Source organism: Microbacterium sp., assembly GCF_036566905.1.
Classification (GTDB): domain Bacteria; phylum Actinomycetota; class Actinomycetes; order Actinomycetales; family Microbacteriaceae; genus Microbacterium.
Map to the genome: position 1 here is coordinate 28,823 of NZ_DATCVK010000033.1, position 16,602 is coordinate 45,424.

The following is a 16,602-nucleotide window of genomic DNA, read 5'->3' on the forward strand; positions in this document are numbered from 1 at the left end:
AGAGCGGCACCCGATGAGCATGCTCTACCTCGACAACGCGGCGACGACCCCGGTGCGCCCGGAGGTTCTCGAGGCGATGATGCCGTACCTCACCCGCTGGTACGGCAATGCGTCGAGCCACCACACCGTGGGCGAAGCGGCCGCAGACGCGCTGGCCGACGCCCGCGCACGCGTCGCCCGGGTGCTCGGTCTCCGCGCCGGCGACATCGTCTTCACCTCCGGCGGCACCGAGGCCAACAACCTCGCGATCAAGGGCATCGCCGTCGCGGCCGCCCTGCGCCGTGACGGTGCGGCCGGCGCCCTGCGCCCCGCGCACGTCATCACGACGCCGATCGAGCACGAGTCGGTGCTCGAGTCGGTCGCGTACCTCGAGAGGCTGCACGGGTTCGCGGCGACGTACGTGCCGGTCGACGAGCACGCGCGGGTGTCGACGGATGCCGTGGCGCAGACCCTCCGCGACGACACCGTGCTCGTGAGCGTCGGGTACGCCAACAACGAAGTCGGGACGGTGCAGGATGCCGCGGCCCTCGCGGCCGCCCTCCGCGAGCGACGGGTGCCGCTGCACCTCGATGCCGTGCAGGCGGCCGGCTGGCTGACGCTCTCGGCGGCGGAGCTCGGCTACGACGCGATCTCGCTCGCCGGGCACAAGCTCGGCGCCCCCAAGGGCACGGGCGTGCTCGGCATCCGCGGCCGGATCCCGCTCGAGCCGCTGCTGCACGGCGGCGGGCAGGAACGCGGCCGCCGCAGCGGCACCGAGGACGTCGCCGGCGCAGTCGGGTTCGCCACCGCGCTGGAGCTCGCCGAAGCGGAGCGCGTCGAGGCATCGGCCCGCGTCGGCGCGATCCGCGATCGCTTCATCGCGCGGGTGCTCGAGCGCGTGCCGTCGGCACGGCTCACGGGCGACCCGGTGAACAGGCTCGGCGGCACCGCGAGCTTCACCTTCGCGGGCACGAGCGGCGAGGCGGTGCTGCTCGAGCTGGAGCGGCGCGGGGTCGTCTCGTCGAGCGGGTCGGCCTGCGCCGCGGGCAGCGACGAGCCCTCTCATGTGCTCCTCGCGATGGGTATCGCCCCCGAGATCGCGCAGACCGCCGTACGGTTCACGTTCCCCCGCTGGCTCAACGCACCCCTGGACGCCGTCGCCGACGCGGTGGAGGCGTCCGTGGCCGCGGTCTCGACCCCTGGCCGCTGAGCGCGCGCCGGCGGGGCGGACCGTCATGCCCGCTTCGACCCTCGGTGCTCGGCAGCGCCCATAGGATCGGGACGTGACCCCCGCCGTGACCGTCATCGTCCCGGGCTACGACGTGGCCGCCTACGCCGCCGAGGCGTTGGATTCGCTCCGGGCGCAGACCCGCACCGACTGGGCGGCAATCCTCGTCGACGACGCGTCGACGGACGAGACCGGTGCCCTGTTCGACGCCGCGGCCGCCGCCGACGACAGGTTCCAGGTGGTGCACCATCCGGAGCAGTCCGGGCTGGGCGCGGCGCGCAACAGCGGGCTCGAGCTCGTGCGCACGCCGTTCGTCGGCTTCCTCGACGCCGACGATCGTCTGACGCCGCACGCCCTCGAGCGGCTCGTCGGGACGCTCACGGCCAGCGGCAGCGACTTCGCCCTCGGCGCGTACGTGCGCCTCCGCCCCGACACCGCCGGCGGGTACACCGCCGGGATCGTGCAGCCGTGGGTAGCCGCGGCGACCGACCCGGCGCGCCTCGGCACGACGCTCGACCAGCACCCCGAGGCGTCGGGCAACATCGTGGCCTGGTCGAAGGTGAGCCGGACGGACCTGTGGCAGCGTACCGGACTGCGGTTTCCCGTCGGCAAGGCTTACGAGGACCAGATCGTCGCGCAGCAGATGTACACGCGCGCCCGGGCCTTCGACGTCATCCCCGACGTCGTCGTCGAGTGGCGCGAGCGGGCGGACGGCTCGTCGATCACGCAGCACAAGGGCGAGCTGCCGGTGCTCCGCGACTACCTCGACGCGCTGATGGGCGGCATCACGGTGCTGGATGCCGCCGGCCAGACGCGGGCAGCGGCATCCCGCGTGCGGCTCATCCTCACGATGGATCTGCCGCCCCTCGTCGACCTGGCGCGCGATCACGTGGACGGCGCCTATCGGCGCGACCTCGGTGCCTTCGCGCGCGCGCTCTGGGCGCGCACGGACGGTACGGAACTGCCCGAACCGGCCGCGACCGCCGTCGCCGCCGCCCGTCTGTGGTGACCTCGGTCTGACGACCCGGCCTCAGCCCTCCGGCCAGTCGGTGTCGCGGATGACGGCCCGGCCGGACGCGAGCACCTCATCGGGCGTGACCACGGCGAGGTCCGGAGCGATGTCGGCCCGGCGGTCGGGGTGGTCCGCCGGCGGATCGGCGTCTTCCGCCTCGAGGATCTTGGTCGTCGCGAGCTGCTGGGCCGCGAGCTCGGTGTAGAGCCCGCCGGCGGCGAGCAGCGACGTGTGCGTGCCCGACTCGACGATGCGCCCCGCCTCCACCACGTGGATGACGTCGGCGGCGATCACGGTCGACAGACGGTGGGCGATCGACAGCGTGGTGCGGCCGCGGGCCGCGGCGTCGAGCGCCTCCTGCACCACGCGTTCCGACACGGTGTCGAGCGCCGACGTGGCCTCGTCGAGCAGCAGCACGGGCGGATCCTTCAGCAGCACGCGCGCGATGGCGATCCGCTGCTTCTCGCCACCCGAGAGCCGGTAGCCGCGCTCGCCGACGACCGTGTCGTACCCGTTCTCGAACCGCTCGATGACGTGATGGATGTTGGCCGCGCGGCAGGCCGCCTCGAGCTCGGCATCCGTCGCCTCCGGCTTGGCGTAGCGGAGGTTCTCGCGGATGGTGGCGTGGAACAGGTAGGTCTCCTGCGAGACGATGCCCACGTTGTCGACGATCGACTCCTGCTGAAGGCGCCGCACGTCCTCTCCGGCGAAGAGCACGGACCCGCCCGACGCCTCGTACAGGCGTGGCGTCAGATAGAGCACGGTCGTCTTGCCGGCGCCCGACGGCCCGACGAAGGCGACGTGCTGGCCGGGCTCCGCCACGAACGAGACGCCGCGCAGCGTCGCGCGGCTGTCGTCGGCGGCATCCGGGTAGCGGAACACGACGTCGCGGAACTCGATCCGGCCGAGCGGGCCCGGCGCGTCCGCCACGGCGATGGCGTCGGGATCGTCGCGGATGGCCGGGACCAGGTCGAGGTACTCGAAGATGCGCGCGAACAGCGCCGACGAGGTCTGCAGGTCGAGCGACACGCGCATCAGGCCCATGAGCGGCATGAGCAGCCGCGCCTGCACGGTGGTGAACGCCACGATCGTGCCGGCGGTGATGGCGTCGCTGCCGCCACCGATCAGATATCCCGAGACGAGGTAGATGATCGCGGGGACGCTCGCCATGATGACCTGCACGACCGCGAAGAAGCCCTGACCGCTCATCGCGCGCCGCACCTGCAGGCGCACCTGGTTGAGATTCTCGTCGGCGTAACGGGTCGCCTCGGTGCGCTGCCGGTTGAACGACTTCGAGAGCAGGATGCCCGACACGCTCAGCGTCTCCTGCGTGATCGCCGTCAGCTCCGACAGCGACTCCTGGGTCTCGCCGGCGATGCGCGCCCGCACCTGGCCGACACGGCGCTGCACGAGCACCAGGAACGGCATGAGCACGACGGCGATGATCGTCAGCCGCCAGTCGATGAGGATCATGGCGACGAGCGAGGCGACGACCGTGACGGTGTTGCCGAGGATGCTCGTCACGGTGTTCGTGAGCACGCCGGACACGCCACCCACGTCGTTCTGCAGGCGCGATTGGATGACGCCGGTCTTGGTGCGGGTGAAGAAGCCGAGCTCCATCGACTGCAGGTGATCGAACAGCTTCACGCGCAGATCGCCTGTGACGCGGTTGCCGACAGTGGACGTGAGCCACGTCTGGACCACCCCGAGGCCGGCCGAGAACAGGAACAGCGCGATCATGGCGACCACGAGCTTCCACAGCAGCCCGAGGTCGGGCGCCGATCCGTCGAGCGGGAACAGCGCGTCATCGAACACCCGCTGCACCAGCAGCGGGGGGATGACGGCGATGCCCGCACCGGCGACGACCAGGAAGCCGGTGATGACGATCGACCACTTGTACGGACGGAAGAGCCCGACGACCCGCTTGCCCAGATCGGGGATCTCCGGCGCTTCGGCGTTCGCCCGTCGCTGCGCGTCGCTGTCGACCGGCCGGAAGCCGGGGTGCCCGCCCCCGCCTCCGCCCCCACCGCCGCGCATGCTCACATGGCAAGCCTAATGAGCGCCGCCGACGCTAGGCTCGAGCCATGACCTCGACTCCCGACGCCCCCGAACACGACGGCAGCGACCTCGCCGAGCTGCGCGAGGAGATCGACGCCCTCAAGGCCATCCCGCACGAGGAGATCGTCAACCCGCTCCCCAAGAGCCTCGAGGACCGCGAGCCCGAGGCCGAGCCGACCGACGCGATCGGCTCGGAGAGGTGGGACGACACGGAGCCCCGGCGCTCCGGCAGCTGATCCGAACGGTCGTCGGCACGCCGGCTGACGTTCCCTGAATCGGGAATGGGATGTCGGAACCTGAGGTTATGGTGAGAGCTTGCCATCCTCGGGTGGCACTTCGCTGTCCATCCGAGCCTCGAGGAGACGACCTATGGCCGCCATCGACACGACCCCCGGAACAGGCAGCCTGCCCGCTGTCCCCCGCACCACTGCGCCGGGCGCCACACCCAAGCTCGGCCCCCGTGAGAGCCGCGTCATCTGGCTGCTGCTGGCCGCCGCGTTCGTCGCGATCCTCAACGAGACCACGATGGGCGTCGCGATCCCGCACCTCATCACCGACCTCGGAATCACGGCGCTGTCCGCGCAGTGGCTGACGACCGCCTTCATGCTGACCATGGCCGTGGTCATCCCGATCACCGGCTTCCTGTTGCGCCGCTTCACCACGCGCACGATGTTCGTCGCCGCGATGGGGCTGTTCTCGACAGGAACGCTCCTCGCATTCCTCTCGCCGGGCTTCCCGATGCTGCTCGTCGCGCGCGTCGTGCAGGCGTCCGGCACCGCCATCATGATGCCGCTGCTCATGACGACCCTCATGACCGTCGTGCCGGCGGCCATCCGCGGCCGCATGATGGGCCGCGTCAGCATCGTGATCTCGCTCGCTCCGGCGATCGGCCCGACCCTCGCCGGCGCCATCCTCAACAACTTCGAGTGGCGCTGGATCTTCGGCATGGTGCTGCCGATCGCGATCGTCGCCCTCGTCGTCGGCGCGCGCTGGATCCACAACCTCGGCGAGACGACGCACGCTCGCATCGACGTCCTCTCGGTCATCCTCTCGGCGCTCGGGTTCGGTGGACTCGTCTTCGGCCTCAGCCAGCTGGGGGCCGGCGGTCATGGCGGCGGAGCGGATGCCGCGGCCGCCAGCGCCGCCTCGACCACGACGCTCGTCGTGTCGCTGTCGGTGGGCGTCGTCGCGCTCGGACTGTTCGGCTGGCGCCAGCTCGTCCTGCAGCGCAAGGACGACGCGCTGCTTGATCTGCGCGTGTTCCGCAGCGCGAACTTCTCGCTGTCGATCGGACAGATGGCGATCATGTCGATGGCGTTCTTCGGCGCCATCACGGTGGTTCCGCTGTACGTCCAGGACGTGCTGCAGGTCGACCCGCTCACCACGGGCCTCGTGGTGCTGCCGGGAGCGCTCGCGATGGGTCTGGCTGGTCCCTTCATCGGTCGCATCTACGACCGCTGGGGCACGACGGTGCTGCTGGTGCCCGGCGCCGTGATCACGAGCGCGATGCTGTGGTTCTACACGACCTTCGGTTCCGAGACGCCGGTGTGGCTGGTCGCGGTGGCGCAGACCGTGCTGTCGATCGGCCTGGCGCTGTCGTTCACACCGCTCTTCACGGCGTCGCTCGCGTCGCTGCAGCCGAAGTTCTACTCGTACGGCTCGGCGGTCGTCGGCACGGTGCAGCAGGTCGCGGGTGCGGCCGGCATCGCGCTGATGTTCGGCGTGATGGCCGCAGCGACCGCCGGTGCGATCTCGTCGGGTGCCGACGAGGTCGCGGCGGGCGCGGCCGGAACGCACGCCGCGTTCCTGACCGCCGCATTCCTGTCGCTGCCGATGCTCGTCGGCGCGTTCCTCATCCGCAAGCCGGCCGATCAGCCGATGGGCGTGCCCACGGCGCACTGATCGCCCAGACGCGCGGCTCCGGTATCAGGCGGATGCCCCACCCCTCGACAAGGGGTGGGGCATCCGCCATTCTGGTTGCGCCCGAATCCGACGGGAAGGCACGACAATGATCGTCAGCACTCCAGACCTCGACGGCGTCACCGGCCACGCCGCCGACATGTACGACAGCGACCTGAGCGGCGACGGCTTCGTCTTCGCGTACACCCGGGCGATGGCGGTGAACCCCGACGCGCATCAGGCCTTCGAGACCCTGATCCGTGCGATCGTGCCTTCGATCGGCCTACGCAACTACGAGCTCGCCACACTGGGCGCGGCGCGCGCGATCGGCTCGGAGCACTGCCTCCTCGCGCACGGCCGCAGGAGCCTGCGTGCCGGCCTGTTCGATGAGGACCAGCTGGCGCGCCTTGCGCGTGACGGCGTCGAGGCCGACCTCGACGAGCGGGACCGTGCCGTGGTCGCGTACTCCGAGAAGCTGTCGACGGATGCCGCGGCCATGACGGACGCCGACTCCGGCCGTCTGCGCGAGGTGGGGTTCACGGACCGCGAGATCGTCGACATCACTCTCGCCGCGGCCGCGCGCAACTTCTTCAGCCGGGCGCTGCTCGCTCTGGCCGTTCCCGTCGACGACGTGCCAGGGCTCACCCCGGAGCTCATCGCGGCGCTGCGCGCACCGGGCGACGCAGCGCGCGTCAGTGGTGGATGATCGCCTTCAGCAGGATGAGCACCCCGCCGAACGCGGCGGTGACCACGGCGCTGAGAACGCGCGGCAGCCAGTGCGTGCTCCAGCGCGCCACCGCGATCCACCCCAGCGCGCCGAGGAGCACGGTGTTGACGATGAGTGCCACCCAGAGCGCGAGGCTGTCGTCGATCAGCCGGGTCGCGCCGAGCAGCAGGATGAGCAGCGGCGGCACCGCGGCGAGAAGCATGCCGCCTGATTGATGAGCGGAGGCGCGCAGGCTCGCGCGCAGCCCGGCCTTCCCGTCCGTGGCCGCCAGGCGACCGAGCGTTCCGGCGAAGACGTGGGCGGCGAAGAACACGATCACCGTCACGCCGACGGTGATCAGGGCGTCGACGGCCGTGCCGGTCGAGGAGCCGCTGACCACGATCATGCCGGAGACGAGGATGAGTCCGTAGATCGCCTCCTCCGACATGAGGATGCGACCCACGCGCGGGGTGATGTGGAGCTGGTCGTCGGTCATCGACGGCGCGTGGCGGTGTTCGGGAGCGTCAGGTCAGTCGATGCTGCAGCTGCCGCCACCGCAGCACGAGCCCGCGGACTCGACCACCGTGAGGAGGTTCTTGTCGTCGGGCACCGGCGCCAGAGTGAGGGGGGCCGGCTGCTGCGAAGTCGTCATGCGGTCCATGCTACCCAGGTCTGCCGGCAACGAGGGCGCCCACTCTTCCGGTGTCAGAGCGGCACCCCGCCGTTCTGACAGGTGGGGCAGTACTGCGCGGACGTGCCGGAGAACGTGAGATCGAGGATCGTGTCGCCGCACACCGGGCACGCTTCACCGCTGCGTCCGTGCACGCGCATGGCGGCGACTTTCTGCGCCTTCAGCTGGTCGATCGGCACTCCGCTCCGAGCCGCGATGGCGTCTCGGACGGTCGTCACGGTCGCCTCGAACAGGCGGTCGGTCGCCTCGGGGTCGAGCGCCGCGGCGTGGGTCACCGGCGACTGGCGAGCGAGGTGGAGGATCTCGTCGGAGTAGGCGTTGCCGATGCCCGCGAGCGACTCCTGCTCCTGGAGGATCGCCTTGACCTGCTTCCGGCGCCCGCCGAGTGCGGCGTCGAACTGAGAGCGGGTGAAGGCGGGGTCAGCCGGATCGGGGCCGAGTTTCGCGATCGCGGGGACCTCGGCGGCGCGGTCGACCACGAACAGACCGAGCGACACCCAGGATCCGGCATCCGTCACCTCCAGGGCGACGTCCCCCGACAGATCGAGCGTGGCGAGGGCCGGCGGCGCATCGGCCGGCAGTTCGGGGTCGGTGCCCTCCGAGTCTGTGCCGAGCCAGCGCATCCACCCGTGACGGCCGAGCGACACCACGAGACTCCCCTCGTCGAGGAGGAGTTGAACATGCTTGCCATGACGCGCCGCACCGGTGATCGTGCGTCCGGCGATACCGGCGGGCGGCGTGTTCCGCGTCTTGACGGTGCGGAACTCCAGTACATCGACGGCGCGGATCTCACGACCGGAGGCCTCGTCAGCGAGGAACCGCGCGAGAGCCTCGACCTCTGGCGACTCAGGCATGGCCCCATCCTGCCACCGCCCGCCGACACGGCGCCGGGGTCACGCGTGCGCGGGCGGCCGGTGCGGGATCGGATCGGGCTTGAGCGCGCCGAGACTGCGGCACTGCTCCAGCATCTGAACCGCCGCGAGGAAGAGCATCTCCAGCGACGCGAACCGCGCGGTGCCGCAGCCCACCGACACCCACACGGCTTCGTACATGCCGTCGTCGCGCTGTTCCACGTAGGCGACCAGGCTGGACGGGTCGTCGCGGCCGATCGCCCGGTCGCGCAACCGCCACGCGCGATCGGCGAGAGGGGTCAGCACCAGCTGGTGGATGTCGTCGCGCATGTTCGCCTCTGCGCCCTCACTCATGCCGGTCCGCCGGCATGGGACCCCACCACGGGTGCTCACGGGCGGCGCGCTCACGGCGCCGCTCGGCGGCGTCGCCGTGTGCCGACTGCTCCCCCGGCCCCGGTCCGCGGGACGATTCGAGCGCCGATGGCTCGCTCGGTACCGGTTTCTGCGCGACGTGCTCGTCGGCGATGGGTTCGGTCATCGTCAACCTCCTGCGCTCTGAGGATGCGGCCTCGCGGCATCCAGGGCAAAGGGGTTGACAGCGGACCTGCGAGCCGTCCGCACGCCCTCTCCGAAGGCAGCGCGACCAGGGCTGACTGGGTCAGGCGGCGGGTTGCGCCACCTCCGGCTGTCGGTGCTCCTGCGGAGGCGTGCCCTCGCCCGACGCCCCGAGCAGACGGACGTCTGCGAGGTCGAGGACGAGCCCGCCGTTGGAGCTGGCGGCGGCCGCGAGATTCGCGAGCAGGGCATGGTCGATCGCGGGTTCTTCGATGGTCTCGAACACGAAGCGCAGCGGGATGGACGGCTCCAGCCACACTGACGAACGGCCGCTGCCGTCGGGGTGACGCCAGGTCAGCATGAAGCTCTCGTTGCGGCGCAGCTTGGTAGCCACGACGAGTTTGACGTGTGCGAGGAGATGTTCCGGCATGTGGACCGGATCGCCCTCGGCACCGTAGATCAGTTCAGCCATGGTGCTGTTCCTTCCGAAGGCCAGACCCCTATGATACTTCGGCATCGAACTATTCGGTCATGAGAGTTTTGCCATCGAGTATTTCATTCACGCGAATTTCATGGTCCAATAGGACCCCTGCGCCACGGTGACGCACAGGGCAGAGAGGGACCAGGTCGTGGTGGATCACACGGGGGCATCCGCATCGACGGAGGCCGGCCGGCCTGATGTCGCCGGCATCCTCGAGCATCTCCGTCTGGCCGAGGCGAAGCTCAATCGCCAGCGCGAGCAGCAGAGCGGTATGACAGAGACCGATCGCGCCGCGATGCGGTACCTGCTCGAGCGCGAAGACTCCGAAGAGGTCACGCCAGGCAGGATCGCGCGCGCGCTGCATCTTTCGCCCGCCTCCGGGACTGCGCTCATCGATCGCCTGGTGGCACGCGGCCTCGTGGTCGTGCACGGCCACCCTCATGACCGCCGCAAGAAGCTCGTGCGTCCGCTCGACGGCGATATCGACCTCGACCACCTCGACCCGCTCACGGTGCGGTTGCGCTCGATCGCTGCGAGACTCACGTCCGGCGACGCGCGGATCGTGGCGACGTTCCTCGAGGACGTGCTCGCATCCGTCACGCACGCGACCGCGCCCTCGCACTGATCGCCGGGCCGCCGATGCCTGCCGACCACGCGCACCGCACGAGGCATCGAGGGTCTCGCCGCGAGGACGGCCGAGTATTGATCGTAGGCTGAGGCCGATGCGCGAGTTCGTCAGAGGAGTGGCCCTCCTGGGCCGCGGCTTCGCCACCTGGCGGCGCCGCCCCGGCCTCATGATGCTGGGACTTCTGCCCGCGGCGATCGTCGGTGCCCTGTTCCTCGCAGGGCTGATCGCGCTGAGCGCCTCGCTGCCGGGGCTCACGGACGCCATGACGCCCTTCGCCGACGGCTGGCCCAGCCTGTGGGCGACGGTCTTCCGCATCGCCGTCGGCACCGCGCTGCTCGGGGCGGCTCTCGTGCTGGTGGTCGTCACGTTCACCGCCGTGACCCTGCTCGTCGGCGACCCGTTCTACGAGCGCATCTGGAGAGCCGTGGAGACGGATGCCGGAGCCGCCCCTCCCGATGCCCGCTACGGATTCTGGCGCTCGGTCGCCGACGGGCTGTCGCTCGTCGGTCGCGGGCTCGGGATCGCCCTCCTCGCCGCGCTCATCGGGCTCGTGCCGGTCGTCGGCGGGGCGCTGAGCGCGGTGTTCGGCGTGACACTCACCGGATGGCTGGTGGCCGATGAGCTGACGTCGCGGGCGTTCACGGCGCGGGGCATGGCCCGGCCTGTGCGTCGGCATCTGATGCACCGCCACCGGGCTCGCGTCCTGGGCTTCGGCGTCGCCACGCAGCTCACGTTCCTGGTGCCGCTCGGCGCCGTTGCCACGATGCCGGCCGCCGTGGCGGGTGCGGCGCTGCTGGCGCGATCGATGCTCGACGCGAACCCCTCGCAGGCGGAGCCGCCGCGCGGCCCGGATCACGAGGTCGGCATCCGTCCGGCCTGACCGCGGAGGGAACCGAACCGTGGGATCGCGCGCATCCACAGTCGCCACCCATCCACGCGGTGCTAGCTTGGCTGCGCACGACGAGCGGAGGACCACGTGGGCGACGACCCTGATCTCGGCCTCGTGCTCGGCGGTGGCGGCGCTTTCGGCGCCGCGCACGTGGGTGTCCTGCAGGTCCTGGCGGAGCGGGGCATCCAGCCGGGGATCGTCACGGGGACGAGCTCGGGCGCCCTGGTCGGCGCTGCCTACGCCGCCGGCGTCGAGCTGGATGCCCTCGACCGCGCCGCACGCGGATTCCGCTGGGGCGCGATCGCACGCTGGTCGCTGGCTCCCCGATGGGGTCTGCTCGACACGACCGCCATCGTCGACGCCGTGTCGCGCACACTCGGCGAGGACCCGCTCATCGAGGACCTGCCGCGGCGCTTCGCGGCGTTCGCGACCGACCTCCGCACTCGGCGGGGCGTGATCCTCGACAGTGGTCCGCTGAGCCTCGCGCTCCGGGCGACGGTCGCCGTCCCGGGCCTGCTCCCACCGGTGCGGCGGAGCGGCGAGCTGCTCGCCGACGGCGGCATGATCGACAACGTGCCGGTCGCGGCCGCCCGCGCGCTCGGCGCGTCCCGCGTCATCGTGGTGCGACTGCACGCGAAGTGGGAGAACGTGCGCATGATGCGCACCGTGACCCGCACGGCGGAACTCGTCGAGGACCCCTCGGTCGTGCTCGTCCAGCCTGAGATGGAGGGCATGGCCCAGTGGACGATGTCCGACGTGCCGCGCCTCATCGCCGAGGGGCGACGCGCCGCGATATCGGCGCTGGATGACGCGCAGTGGGGTCGACGGAGCGTTGCGGCGTCAGACGACGGACGGCCCGAGAGCGGGTGAGCGCGATGCGCGGCAGCGGCGAAGCTGCTCACATCCGCGCATAGCGGGCACGTGCGAAGCAGAACAGGCCGTAGATGATCAGCCCCACCGCGACCACCCAGAGGATCAGCGGCCCGAACGGCAGCTCGGCGAGCGTGTGCAGGGCGCCGTCCAGTCCTCCGGCCTTCTCGGGGTCGTGAGTGAACGCCGCCACGACGAAGAGCACGCCGGTGACGGCGACCGCGACGCCCTTCGCGACGTAGCCCACCACGCCGAACGTCACGATCCCCGTGCGGACGGCACCGGCCGGAAGGTCCAGGTGCTTCTCGAAGGCCCGGGTGAATCCGCGGACGACGAAGGCGATGCCGATGGCGAGCACGATGAGTCCGATCAGCACGAGCAGGATCAGGCCGCCGGTCGTGGCCATCAGCTGCGCGCTGAGGCTCTGCGACGACTGCGAGGAGTCGGACTGGCCGCCCAGCGCGTACACGAGCGCGGTGAACGCGATCGCGAGGTAGACGAGTGCGGTGCCGGCGAACTTCACCCGATGGCCCCACTTCTTCTTGGCGTCGGCGTCCCGCGCGAGAAAGGCCTCCGCGATCTGCCACGCGGCGAGCGCCACCAGTCCGATCACGATCGCCCAGAGGAGCACCACGCCGGCGGGAGAATCCCGGATCGCCTCCATCGCGCCGCCCTGGTCCGCCTCGCCCCCGCCGCCCATCGCGACCGAGATCGCGATGGCGCCGATCACGATGTGCAGCACGCCGAGCACGACATAGCCGATGCGGGCGATCGTGCGGAAGACGGGCGATTCCGTCGCGGTGCGCGCGGCGTTCTTGGCAGTGGTCATGGCCGAAGCGTAGCCAGGGGCCGAACCTCGGCGGAGGGGGTTGCAATCGGGCGGAATCCAGGCATCAGGCCGCCGCGCGCGAGGATGGCGTCGCCCGGCGGATCCGGTAGGCCTGGACGGCACTCCACACCAGCGTCGCCACCGCGACGCCCTCCAGCATTCCGGCGACGACGTCGCTCAGCCAGTGCGCGTGAAGATAGGTGCGGCTCCACATCATGTAGAGCACCCAGAACGCGCCGAGAAGCCACACGTACCAGCGCCGCAGCAGCAGCCCGAGCGTGACAGCCATCGTCGTCGCGACCGCGGTGTGACCGGAGGGGAACGACGTGGCGACGCTCTCGGCGAGCGAGTCCTGAGGCCGCACGCGGGCGATGACGGCGGCCATGGGCGCGCCGATCGCGACGACGACGATGATCGCGCTCGCGAGCGTCACGGCATCCCATCGCCTTCGCTGCCACACGAAGATCGCCACGAGCACGATGCCGATCACGATCACTCCGACCGTGCCGCCGACGACGGCGGGCACCCAGGCCGCGACGATGGCGACCTCATCGAGAGTCGCCACCATGACGTCATGCCACCACAGGTCGGCCGGGAGCGGTTCGTGCCCTCCGAGCGCCACGACGAACCGCAGCACGACGAAGGCGACGGTCGCGACCACCCCCACGACGAGGACGATGGCCCGGTGGGGCTCCGGGTGCGGGAGACGCTCGACCGAAGTGGACGCATACGGCGCCGCCGTCCCCTGACCCTCGTCGTCGCTCACTTGCCCATTGTCGGTGCGCCACGCGACTTCGCCGTCGCTCTTGCCCCTGGGCCCCGGGCGGTGTAGCGCGCGGACCGCCCATTGACGCGGATCACCGCCACTGCTCTGATGAGCGCATGGAGGGGATCGTCGACGTCGACTACCTGGTGGTCGGCGCGGGAGCGATGGGGATGGCGTTCGTAGACGCCCTCACCGCCCACGCCGACGTCTCGGTCGCGATCGTCGACCGTCGCCACGGCGCGGGCGGCCACTGGCTCGACGCCTACGGCTTCGTACGGCTGCACCAGGCCTCGGCCTTCTACGGCGTCGCCTCGACGCTGCTGGGCGGCGGCCGCGTGCAGCCCGATGGCCCCGAACGCGGGCTGCACGAACGAGCGCGCGCAGCCGAGGTCACGGAGTACTACGCCCGCGTCCTGACGCGTCTCACGGCGACCGGGCAGGTCGTGTTCCACGGGCGCTCCGAGTACCTGGGAGAGCGCCGGTTCGCATCGCTCATGAGTGGGCGGCGGTTCCGCGCGCCCCGGGCGCGGGTGGTGGATGCCGCATATCTGTCGCCCGACATCCCATCCCTCACTCCCCCGCCGTTCGTCGTCGGCGATGGCGCCCGCGTCATCGCCGTGAACGATCTGGTCCGCATCACCCATGCTCCCGCCCACTACGTCATCGTCGGGGCGGGAAAGACCGCGACCGACACGTGCGTGTGGCTGCTGCAGAACGGCGTCCCGCCCAACGCCATCACGTGGGTGCGACCGCGCGATCCGTGGCTGCTCAACCGCGCGGTGGTGCAGCCCGATCCTGCTGTCTTCCTCGGCATGGCCGCCGACACGATGGCCGCCGCAGCGGAAGCGGCCAGCCCCGACGACGTGTTCCTGCGGATGGAGGATGCCGGGATCATGCTCCGCATCGACCCGACCGTGACACCGACGATGGCCAAGACCCCCACCCTCGCGACATGGGAGCTCGACCTCGTCCGGACGATCGACGATGTCGTCCGTCGCGGTCACCTGCGCGCCGTCGGCCCCGGACGCCTCGTCTTCGCCGACGGCGACGTCCGGGTCCCTGTCGACACGCTCGTCGTGCACTGCGCGGCCGAGGGCCTGAAATACCCGGGGCTCCGGCCGATCTGGACCTCGGAGGCGATCACTCCGCAGCCGGTGCGGGTCGGGTTCCCGTGCTTCGGGGCCGCGCTCGCCGGCTACGTCGAGGCCACGCGCGACGACGACGACGAGAAGAACCGCGTGTGCAGGCCGTCGCCGTACGCGAACACGCCCTCGGACTGGACGACCATGCAGGTGATCGGCGGCGACGCGTCGCTCGCGATGACCAGAGAGACCGACCTGCGGGAATGGTCGAACGCCACCACGCTGAACCCCGCCCGCATCCCTGCCGACCTCGCCGGCGATCAGGCAGTCCTTGCGGCCCGCGATCGGCTGAAGCAGAGCATCGCCGCCGGAAGGGCACGGCTCGCGGCACTCGCCAACGTGGGGTGACGCCTCCGCCGCGCCCGTCAGTCGAAGACCGGGGCCTGGAAGCGACGCTCGTAGCGGCGGATGCACTGCGTGTCGCGCGCGAACTGGAAGGCCGCCAGGCATTCTGGATCGGTGCGGGAGGCGATGCGATAGGCCTCGTAGTCCGCCATCGACGGGAAGGTGAACAGCGCGAAGGCTTCGTCGCTGTCCCCCTCGCTGGGCATGAAGTAGCCGTGGTGGGTGCCGCCGAGCCTGTTGACCAGCCTGATCCACTCCCGGCCGTACTGCGTGAACTCCTCGAGCTTGTCGGGGTCGATCTCGTAGCGCAGGTGGATGGTGATCATGGGGCTCCGTTCATCGGTCGAGCCGTCGAGGCTGCGAGCGGGTCGTCTTCGATTCTCGCCGACCTCCGCTCGGCCGCCGGCGGATCCGCGGCGTCTACGGCGCCGCTGGCCGGATCACGCGCAGGTTTGGCAGCGGGCCGACGCCCGCTCGGCGGCGGTCCGGATGCCGGCACGCCCGTATCCTGAAGGCGCAGGCAACGGAAGGCTCGCTGTGAACATCACTCTCCTGGAACGGTTCGTCGCCGTCGTCGCCGAAGACCTGCACTTCCCGCGTGCCGCCGATGCCCTCGGCATCCCGCTCGCGTCGCTGTACTCGTCGATCGACAAGCTCGAGGCGGAGGTCGGCCACCCGCTCGTCACGCGCAGCAAGCCCACCTGGTCGCTGACTCCGGCGGGAGTGCTGCTCCTCGAAGAGGCGAAGCGGCGGATCGCCGAGGCCCCCGCGGCCCGCGCCGAAGCCGAAGGTGCCCGCCGGAGGCAAGGCCAAAGCCTCGAAGGGCAAGGGCCGGGCTCCCGCGGTGAAGGGTCAGCCGAAGCCGTTCAAGAAGCGTCAGGGCCGCTAGCTCGACGCTGCTCTCGACGCCATGAGCGCGGCCGCGCCGTCTGCCGGCGCGAGCGCGGTGCGCAGCGGCTCAGTCCCAGTCGAGGTAGTCCTCGATCGGCCACGCGGTCGCACCGACGTGGGTCACCGGGAACAGATGCCCGGCTCCCTCGACACGCGCGACGCTCACCCGATCGGGCGCGGACGCCTGCAGCTGTTCGCCGTTCGACGGAGGGGTCATCCGGTCCTCGGTGCCCTGCACGACCAGCACCGGCACGGCCGGCGCGAGAGAGGACCACTCGAGCTCGGGCGTGGCCTCCAGCGCCGCCCGCTGCATCGCCTCGACCTCGGCGTCGCGCGCCTGCGCCGGGATCTCCGACGCGTCGGAGCTCAGCTCGTCGGTCGCCACCGCACCCTCGACCCCGAGCAGCAGCACGCCGTTGACGCGTCCCGGGTGATCGAGCGACACCGCCCGCGCGACGGAGCCGCCGAACGCGTGACCGCCGACCCAGGCGCTCGCCAGCCCGAGGTGCTCCATCACGTCGACCACGTCCTGCGCCAGGTCGTGCATCGAGACCACCTGGTCGGCGGCCGCACGCGGATGACGAGGGCCGATGCGGACGACGTGGAAGTCCTCCTCCGCCAAGGCGTGCGTCAGCGGGCCCAGGTAGCTGATGTTCAGGCCGCGACCGGGGATGAGCACGAGGGCCGGGCCGTCGGCCCGTTCGTCGACGTACGGGATCGCGCGGCCGTCGGGCTCGAAGATCTGGGTTTCAGCCAAGGTTTCTGGGTCCTCTCGGGTACAC

The 16,602-nt window shown here is 70.9% G+C and carries 20 protein-coding genes and 1 pseudogene; 10 read left to right on the forward strand and 11 right to left on the reverse strand.

Annotation, left to right across the window (positions count from 1 at the left end; all coding sequences use genetic code 11):
- The first annotated feature begins 19 nt into the window (after positions 1-19).
- On the forward strand, positions 20-1,189 hold the full coding sequence (locus VIP82_RS03365; RefSeq protein ID WP_331905914.1) for a cysteine desulfurase family protein: 1,170 nt from the start codon (positions 20-22) through the stop codon (positions 1,187-1,189).
- A gap of 73 nt (positions 1,190-1,262) precedes the next feature.
- Positions 1,263-2,216: a glycosyltransferase family 2 protein gene (locus VIP82_RS03370; protein WP_331905874.1), complete on the forward strand. Its 954-nt coding sequence runs from the start codon at positions 1,263-1,265 to the stop codon at positions 2,214-2,216.
- A 21-nt stretch (positions 2,217-2,237) separates the two neighbouring features.
- On the opposite strand, the gene VIP82_RS03375 is transcribed toward VIP82_RS03370, so the two are convergent.
- Positions 2,238-4,256, reverse strand: coding sequence for an ABC transporter ATP-binding protein (locus VIP82_RS03375; protein WP_331905915.1), 2,019 nt, complete (start codon positions 4,254-4,256; stop codon positions 2,238-2,240).
- A gap of 47 nt (positions 4,257-4,303) precedes the next feature.
- Here VIP82_RS03375 and VIP82_RS03380 point away from each other — a divergent pair, with 47 nt between their 5' ends.
- The 3 genes from VIP82_RS03380 to VIP82_RS03390 all read left to right on the forward strand — a co-directional run bounded on the left by VIP82_RS03380 (position 4,304) and on the right by VIP82_RS03390 (position 6,882).
- Positions 4,304-4,513: a hypothetical protein gene (locus tag VIP82_RS03380; RefSeq protein ID WP_331905875.1), complete on the forward strand. Its 210-nt coding sequence runs from the start codon at positions 4,304-4,306 to the stop codon at positions 4,511-4,513.
- 133 nt (positions 4,514-4,646) lie between these two features.
- On the forward strand, positions 4,647-6,179 hold the full coding sequence (locus VIP82_RS03385) for an MDR family MFS transporter (protein WP_331905876.1): 1,533 nt from the start codon (positions 4,647-4,649) through the stop codon (positions 6,177-6,179).
- Between the two features lie 106 nt (positions 6,180-6,285).
- Positions 6,286-6,882, forward strand: a complete 597-nt coding sequence (locus VIP82_RS03390) for a carboxymuconolactone decarboxylase family protein (RefSeq protein ID WP_331905877.1) — start codon at positions 6,286-6,288, stop codon at positions 6,880-6,882.
- On the opposite strand, the gene VIP82_RS03395 is transcribed toward VIP82_RS03390, so the two are convergent.
- The 6 genes from VIP82_RS03395 to VIP82_RS03420 all read right to left on the reverse strand — a co-directional run bounded on the left by VIP82_RS03395 (position 6,869) and on the right by VIP82_RS03420 (position 9,451).
- On the reverse strand, positions 6,869-7,378 hold the full coding sequence (locus tag VIP82_RS03395; protein WP_331905878.1) for a hypothetical protein: 510 nt from the start codon (positions 7,376-7,378) through the stop codon (positions 6,869-6,871). The two genes, VIP82_RS03390 and VIP82_RS03395, sit on opposite strands and share 14 nt — an antisense overlap.
- Before the next feature lie 33 nt (positions 7,379-7,411).
- Complete coding sequence (locus VIP82_RS03400) at positions 7,412-7,534, reverse strand: hypothetical protein (RefSeq protein ID WP_331905879.1); 123 nt, start codon at positions 7,532-7,534, stop codon at positions 7,412-7,414.
- Between the two features lie 53 nt (positions 7,535-7,587).
- A complete protein-coding gene (locus VIP82_RS03405; protein ID WP_331905880.1) occupies positions 7,588-8,427 on the reverse strand; it encodes a DNA-formamidopyrimidine glycosylase family protein in 840 nt (279 codons plus the stop codon).
- A 39-nt stretch (positions 8,428-8,466) separates the two neighbouring features.
- Positions 8,467-8,754, reverse strand: a complete 288-nt coding sequence (locus tag VIP82_RS03410) for a hypothetical protein (protein WP_331905881.1) — start codon at positions 8,752-8,754, stop codon at positions 8,467-8,469.
- 16 nt (positions 8,755-8,770) lie between these two features.
- Positions 8,771-8,962 (reverse strand): hypothetical protein, encoded by a 192-nt coding sequence (locus VIP82_RS03415; protein WP_331905882.1) that lies wholly within the window; start codon positions 8,960-8,962, stop codon positions 8,771-8,773.
- 120 nt (positions 8,963-9,082) lie between these two features.
- Positions 9,083-9,451, reverse strand: coding sequence for a DUF7882 family protein (locus tag VIP82_RS03420; protein ID WP_331905883.1), 369 nt, complete (start codon positions 9,449-9,451; stop codon positions 9,083-9,085).
- 157 nt (positions 9,452-9,608) lie between these two features.
- On the opposite strand from VIP82_RS03420, the gene VIP82_RS03425 reads away from it, so the two are divergent.
- The 3 genes from VIP82_RS03425 (at position 9,609) to VIP82_RS03435 (ending at position 11,847) form a co-directional block, all read left to right on the forward strand.
- Positions 9,609-10,085 carry a MarR family winged helix-turn-helix transcriptional regulator gene (locus VIP82_RS03425; RefSeq protein ID WP_331905884.1) on the forward strand — a complete coding sequence of 159 codons (477 nt, stop codon included), beginning with the start codon at positions 9,609-9,611 and terminating at the stop codon, positions 10,083-10,085.
- Positions 10,086-10,182: 97 nt separating this feature from the next.
- On the forward strand, positions 10,183-10,968 hold the full coding sequence (locus tag VIP82_RS03430) for an EI24 domain-containing protein (protein ID WP_331905885.1): 786 nt from the start codon (positions 10,183-10,185) through the stop codon (positions 10,966-10,968).
- A 96-nt stretch (positions 10,969-11,064) separates the two neighbouring features.
- Complete coding sequence (locus VIP82_RS03435; protein WP_331905886.1) at positions 11,065-11,847, forward strand: patatin-like phospholipase family protein; 783 nt, start codon at positions 11,065-11,067, stop codon at positions 11,845-11,847.
- Between the two features lie 28 nt (positions 11,848-11,875).
- On the opposite strand, the gene VIP82_RS03440 is transcribed toward VIP82_RS03435, so the two are convergent.
- Positions 11,876-12,676 (reverse strand): DUF1206 domain-containing protein, encoded by an 801-nt coding sequence (locus VIP82_RS03440; protein WP_331905887.1) that lies wholly within the window; start codon positions 12,674-12,676, stop codon positions 11,876-11,878.
- A gap of 64 nt (positions 12,677-12,740) precedes the next feature.
- Entirely contained in the window at positions 12,741-13,442 is a 702-nt protein-coding gene (locus tag VIP82_RS03445) for a phosphatase PAP2 family protein (protein ID WP_331905888.1), read from the reverse strand.
- Positions 13,443-13,558: 116 nt separating this feature from the next.
- On the opposite strand from VIP82_RS03445, the gene VIP82_RS03450 reads away from it, so the two are divergent.
- Complete coding sequence (locus VIP82_RS03450; RefSeq protein ID WP_331905889.1) at positions 13,559-14,932, forward strand: NAD(P)-binding protein; 1,374 nt, start codon at positions 13,559-13,561, stop codon at positions 14,930-14,932.
- 17 nt (positions 14,933-14,949) lie between these two features.
- Here the strand turns inward: VIP82_RS03450 and VIP82_RS03455 are convergent, their stop codons facing one another.
- Positions 14,950-15,255 carry an NIPSNAP family protein gene (locus VIP82_RS03455; protein WP_331905890.1) on the reverse strand — a complete coding sequence of 102 codons (306 nt, stop codon included), beginning with the start codon at positions 15,253-15,255 and terminating at the stop codon, positions 14,950-14,952.
- Between the two features lie 163 nt (positions 15,256-15,418).
- Between VIP82_RS03455 and VIP82_RS03460 the strand changes: the two are divergent.
- Positions 15,419-15,592, forward strand: a pseudogene (locus VIP82_RS03460) (hypothetical protein); the annotation flags it as partial.
- A gap of 295 nt (positions 15,593-15,887) precedes the next feature.
- On the opposite strand, the gene VIP82_RS03465 reads toward VIP82_RS03460, so the two are convergent.
- Positions 15,888-16,577 (reverse strand): alpha/beta fold hydrolase, encoded by a 690-nt coding sequence (locus VIP82_RS03465; RefSeq protein ID WP_331905891.1) that lies wholly within the window; start codon positions 16,575-16,577, stop codon positions 15,888-15,890.
- Positions 16,578-16,602: the final 25 nt, after the last annotated feature.

Coding starts and splice junctions, on each gene's coding strand:
- VIP82_RS03430 (WP_331905885.1), top strand. CDS start 10,183: ATGCGCGAGTTCGTCAGAGGAGTGGCCCTCCTGGGCCGCGGCTTCGCC.
- VIP82_RS03420 (WP_331905883.1), bottom strand. CDS start 9,451: ATGGCTGAACTGATCTACGGTGCCGAGGGCGATCCGGTCCACATGCCG.
- VIP82_RS03410 (WP_331905881.1), bottom strand. CDS start 8,754: ATGCGCGACGACATCCACCAGCTGGTGCTGACCCCTCTCGCCGATCGC.
- VIP82_RS03375 (WP_331905915.1), bottom strand. CDS start 4,256: ATGCGCGGCGGTGGGGGCGGAGGCGGGGGCGGGCACCCCGGCTTCCGG.
- VIP82_RS03450 (WP_331905889.1), top strand. CDS start 13,559: ATGGAGGGGATCGTCGACGTCGACTACCTGGTGGTCGGCGCGGGAGCG.
- VIP82_RS03390 (WP_331905877.1), top strand. CDS start 6,286: ATGATCGTCAGCACTCCAGACCTCGACGGCGTCACCGGCCACGCCGCC.
- VIP82_RS03385 (WP_331905876.1), top strand. CDS start 4,647: ATGGCCGCCATCGACACGACCCCCGGAACAGGCAGCCTGCCCGCTGTC.
- VIP82_RS03395 (WP_331905878.1), bottom strand. CDS start 7,378: ATGACCGACGACCAGCTCCACATCACCCCGCGCGTGGGTCGCATCCTC.
- VIP82_RS03365 (WP_331905914.1), top strand. CDS start 20: ATGCTCTACCTCGACAACGCGGCGACGACCCCGGTGCGCCCGGAGGTT.
- VIP82_RS03400 (WP_331905879.1), bottom strand. CDS start 7,534: ATGACGACTTCGCAGCAGCCGGCCCCCCTCACTCTGGCGCCGGTGCCC.
- VIP82_RS03380 (WP_331905875.1), top strand. CDS start 4,304: ATGACCTCGACTCCCGACGCCCCCGAACACGACGGCAGCGACCTCGCC.
- VIP82_RS03405 (WP_331905880.1), bottom strand. CDS start 8,427: ATGCCTGAGTCGCCAGAGGTCGAGGCTCTCGCGCGGTTCCTCGCTGAC.
- VIP82_RS03440 (WP_331905887.1), bottom strand. CDS start 12,676: ATGACCACTGCCAAGAACGCCGCGCGCACCGCGACGGAATCGCCCGTC.
- VIP82_RS03455 (WP_331905890.1), bottom strand. CDS start 15,255: ATGATCACCATCCACCTGCGCTACGAGATCGACCCCGACAAGCTCGAG.
- VIP82_RS03415 (WP_331905882.1), bottom strand. CDS start 8,962: ATGACCGAACCCATCGCCGACGAGCACGTCGCGCAGAAACCGGTACCG.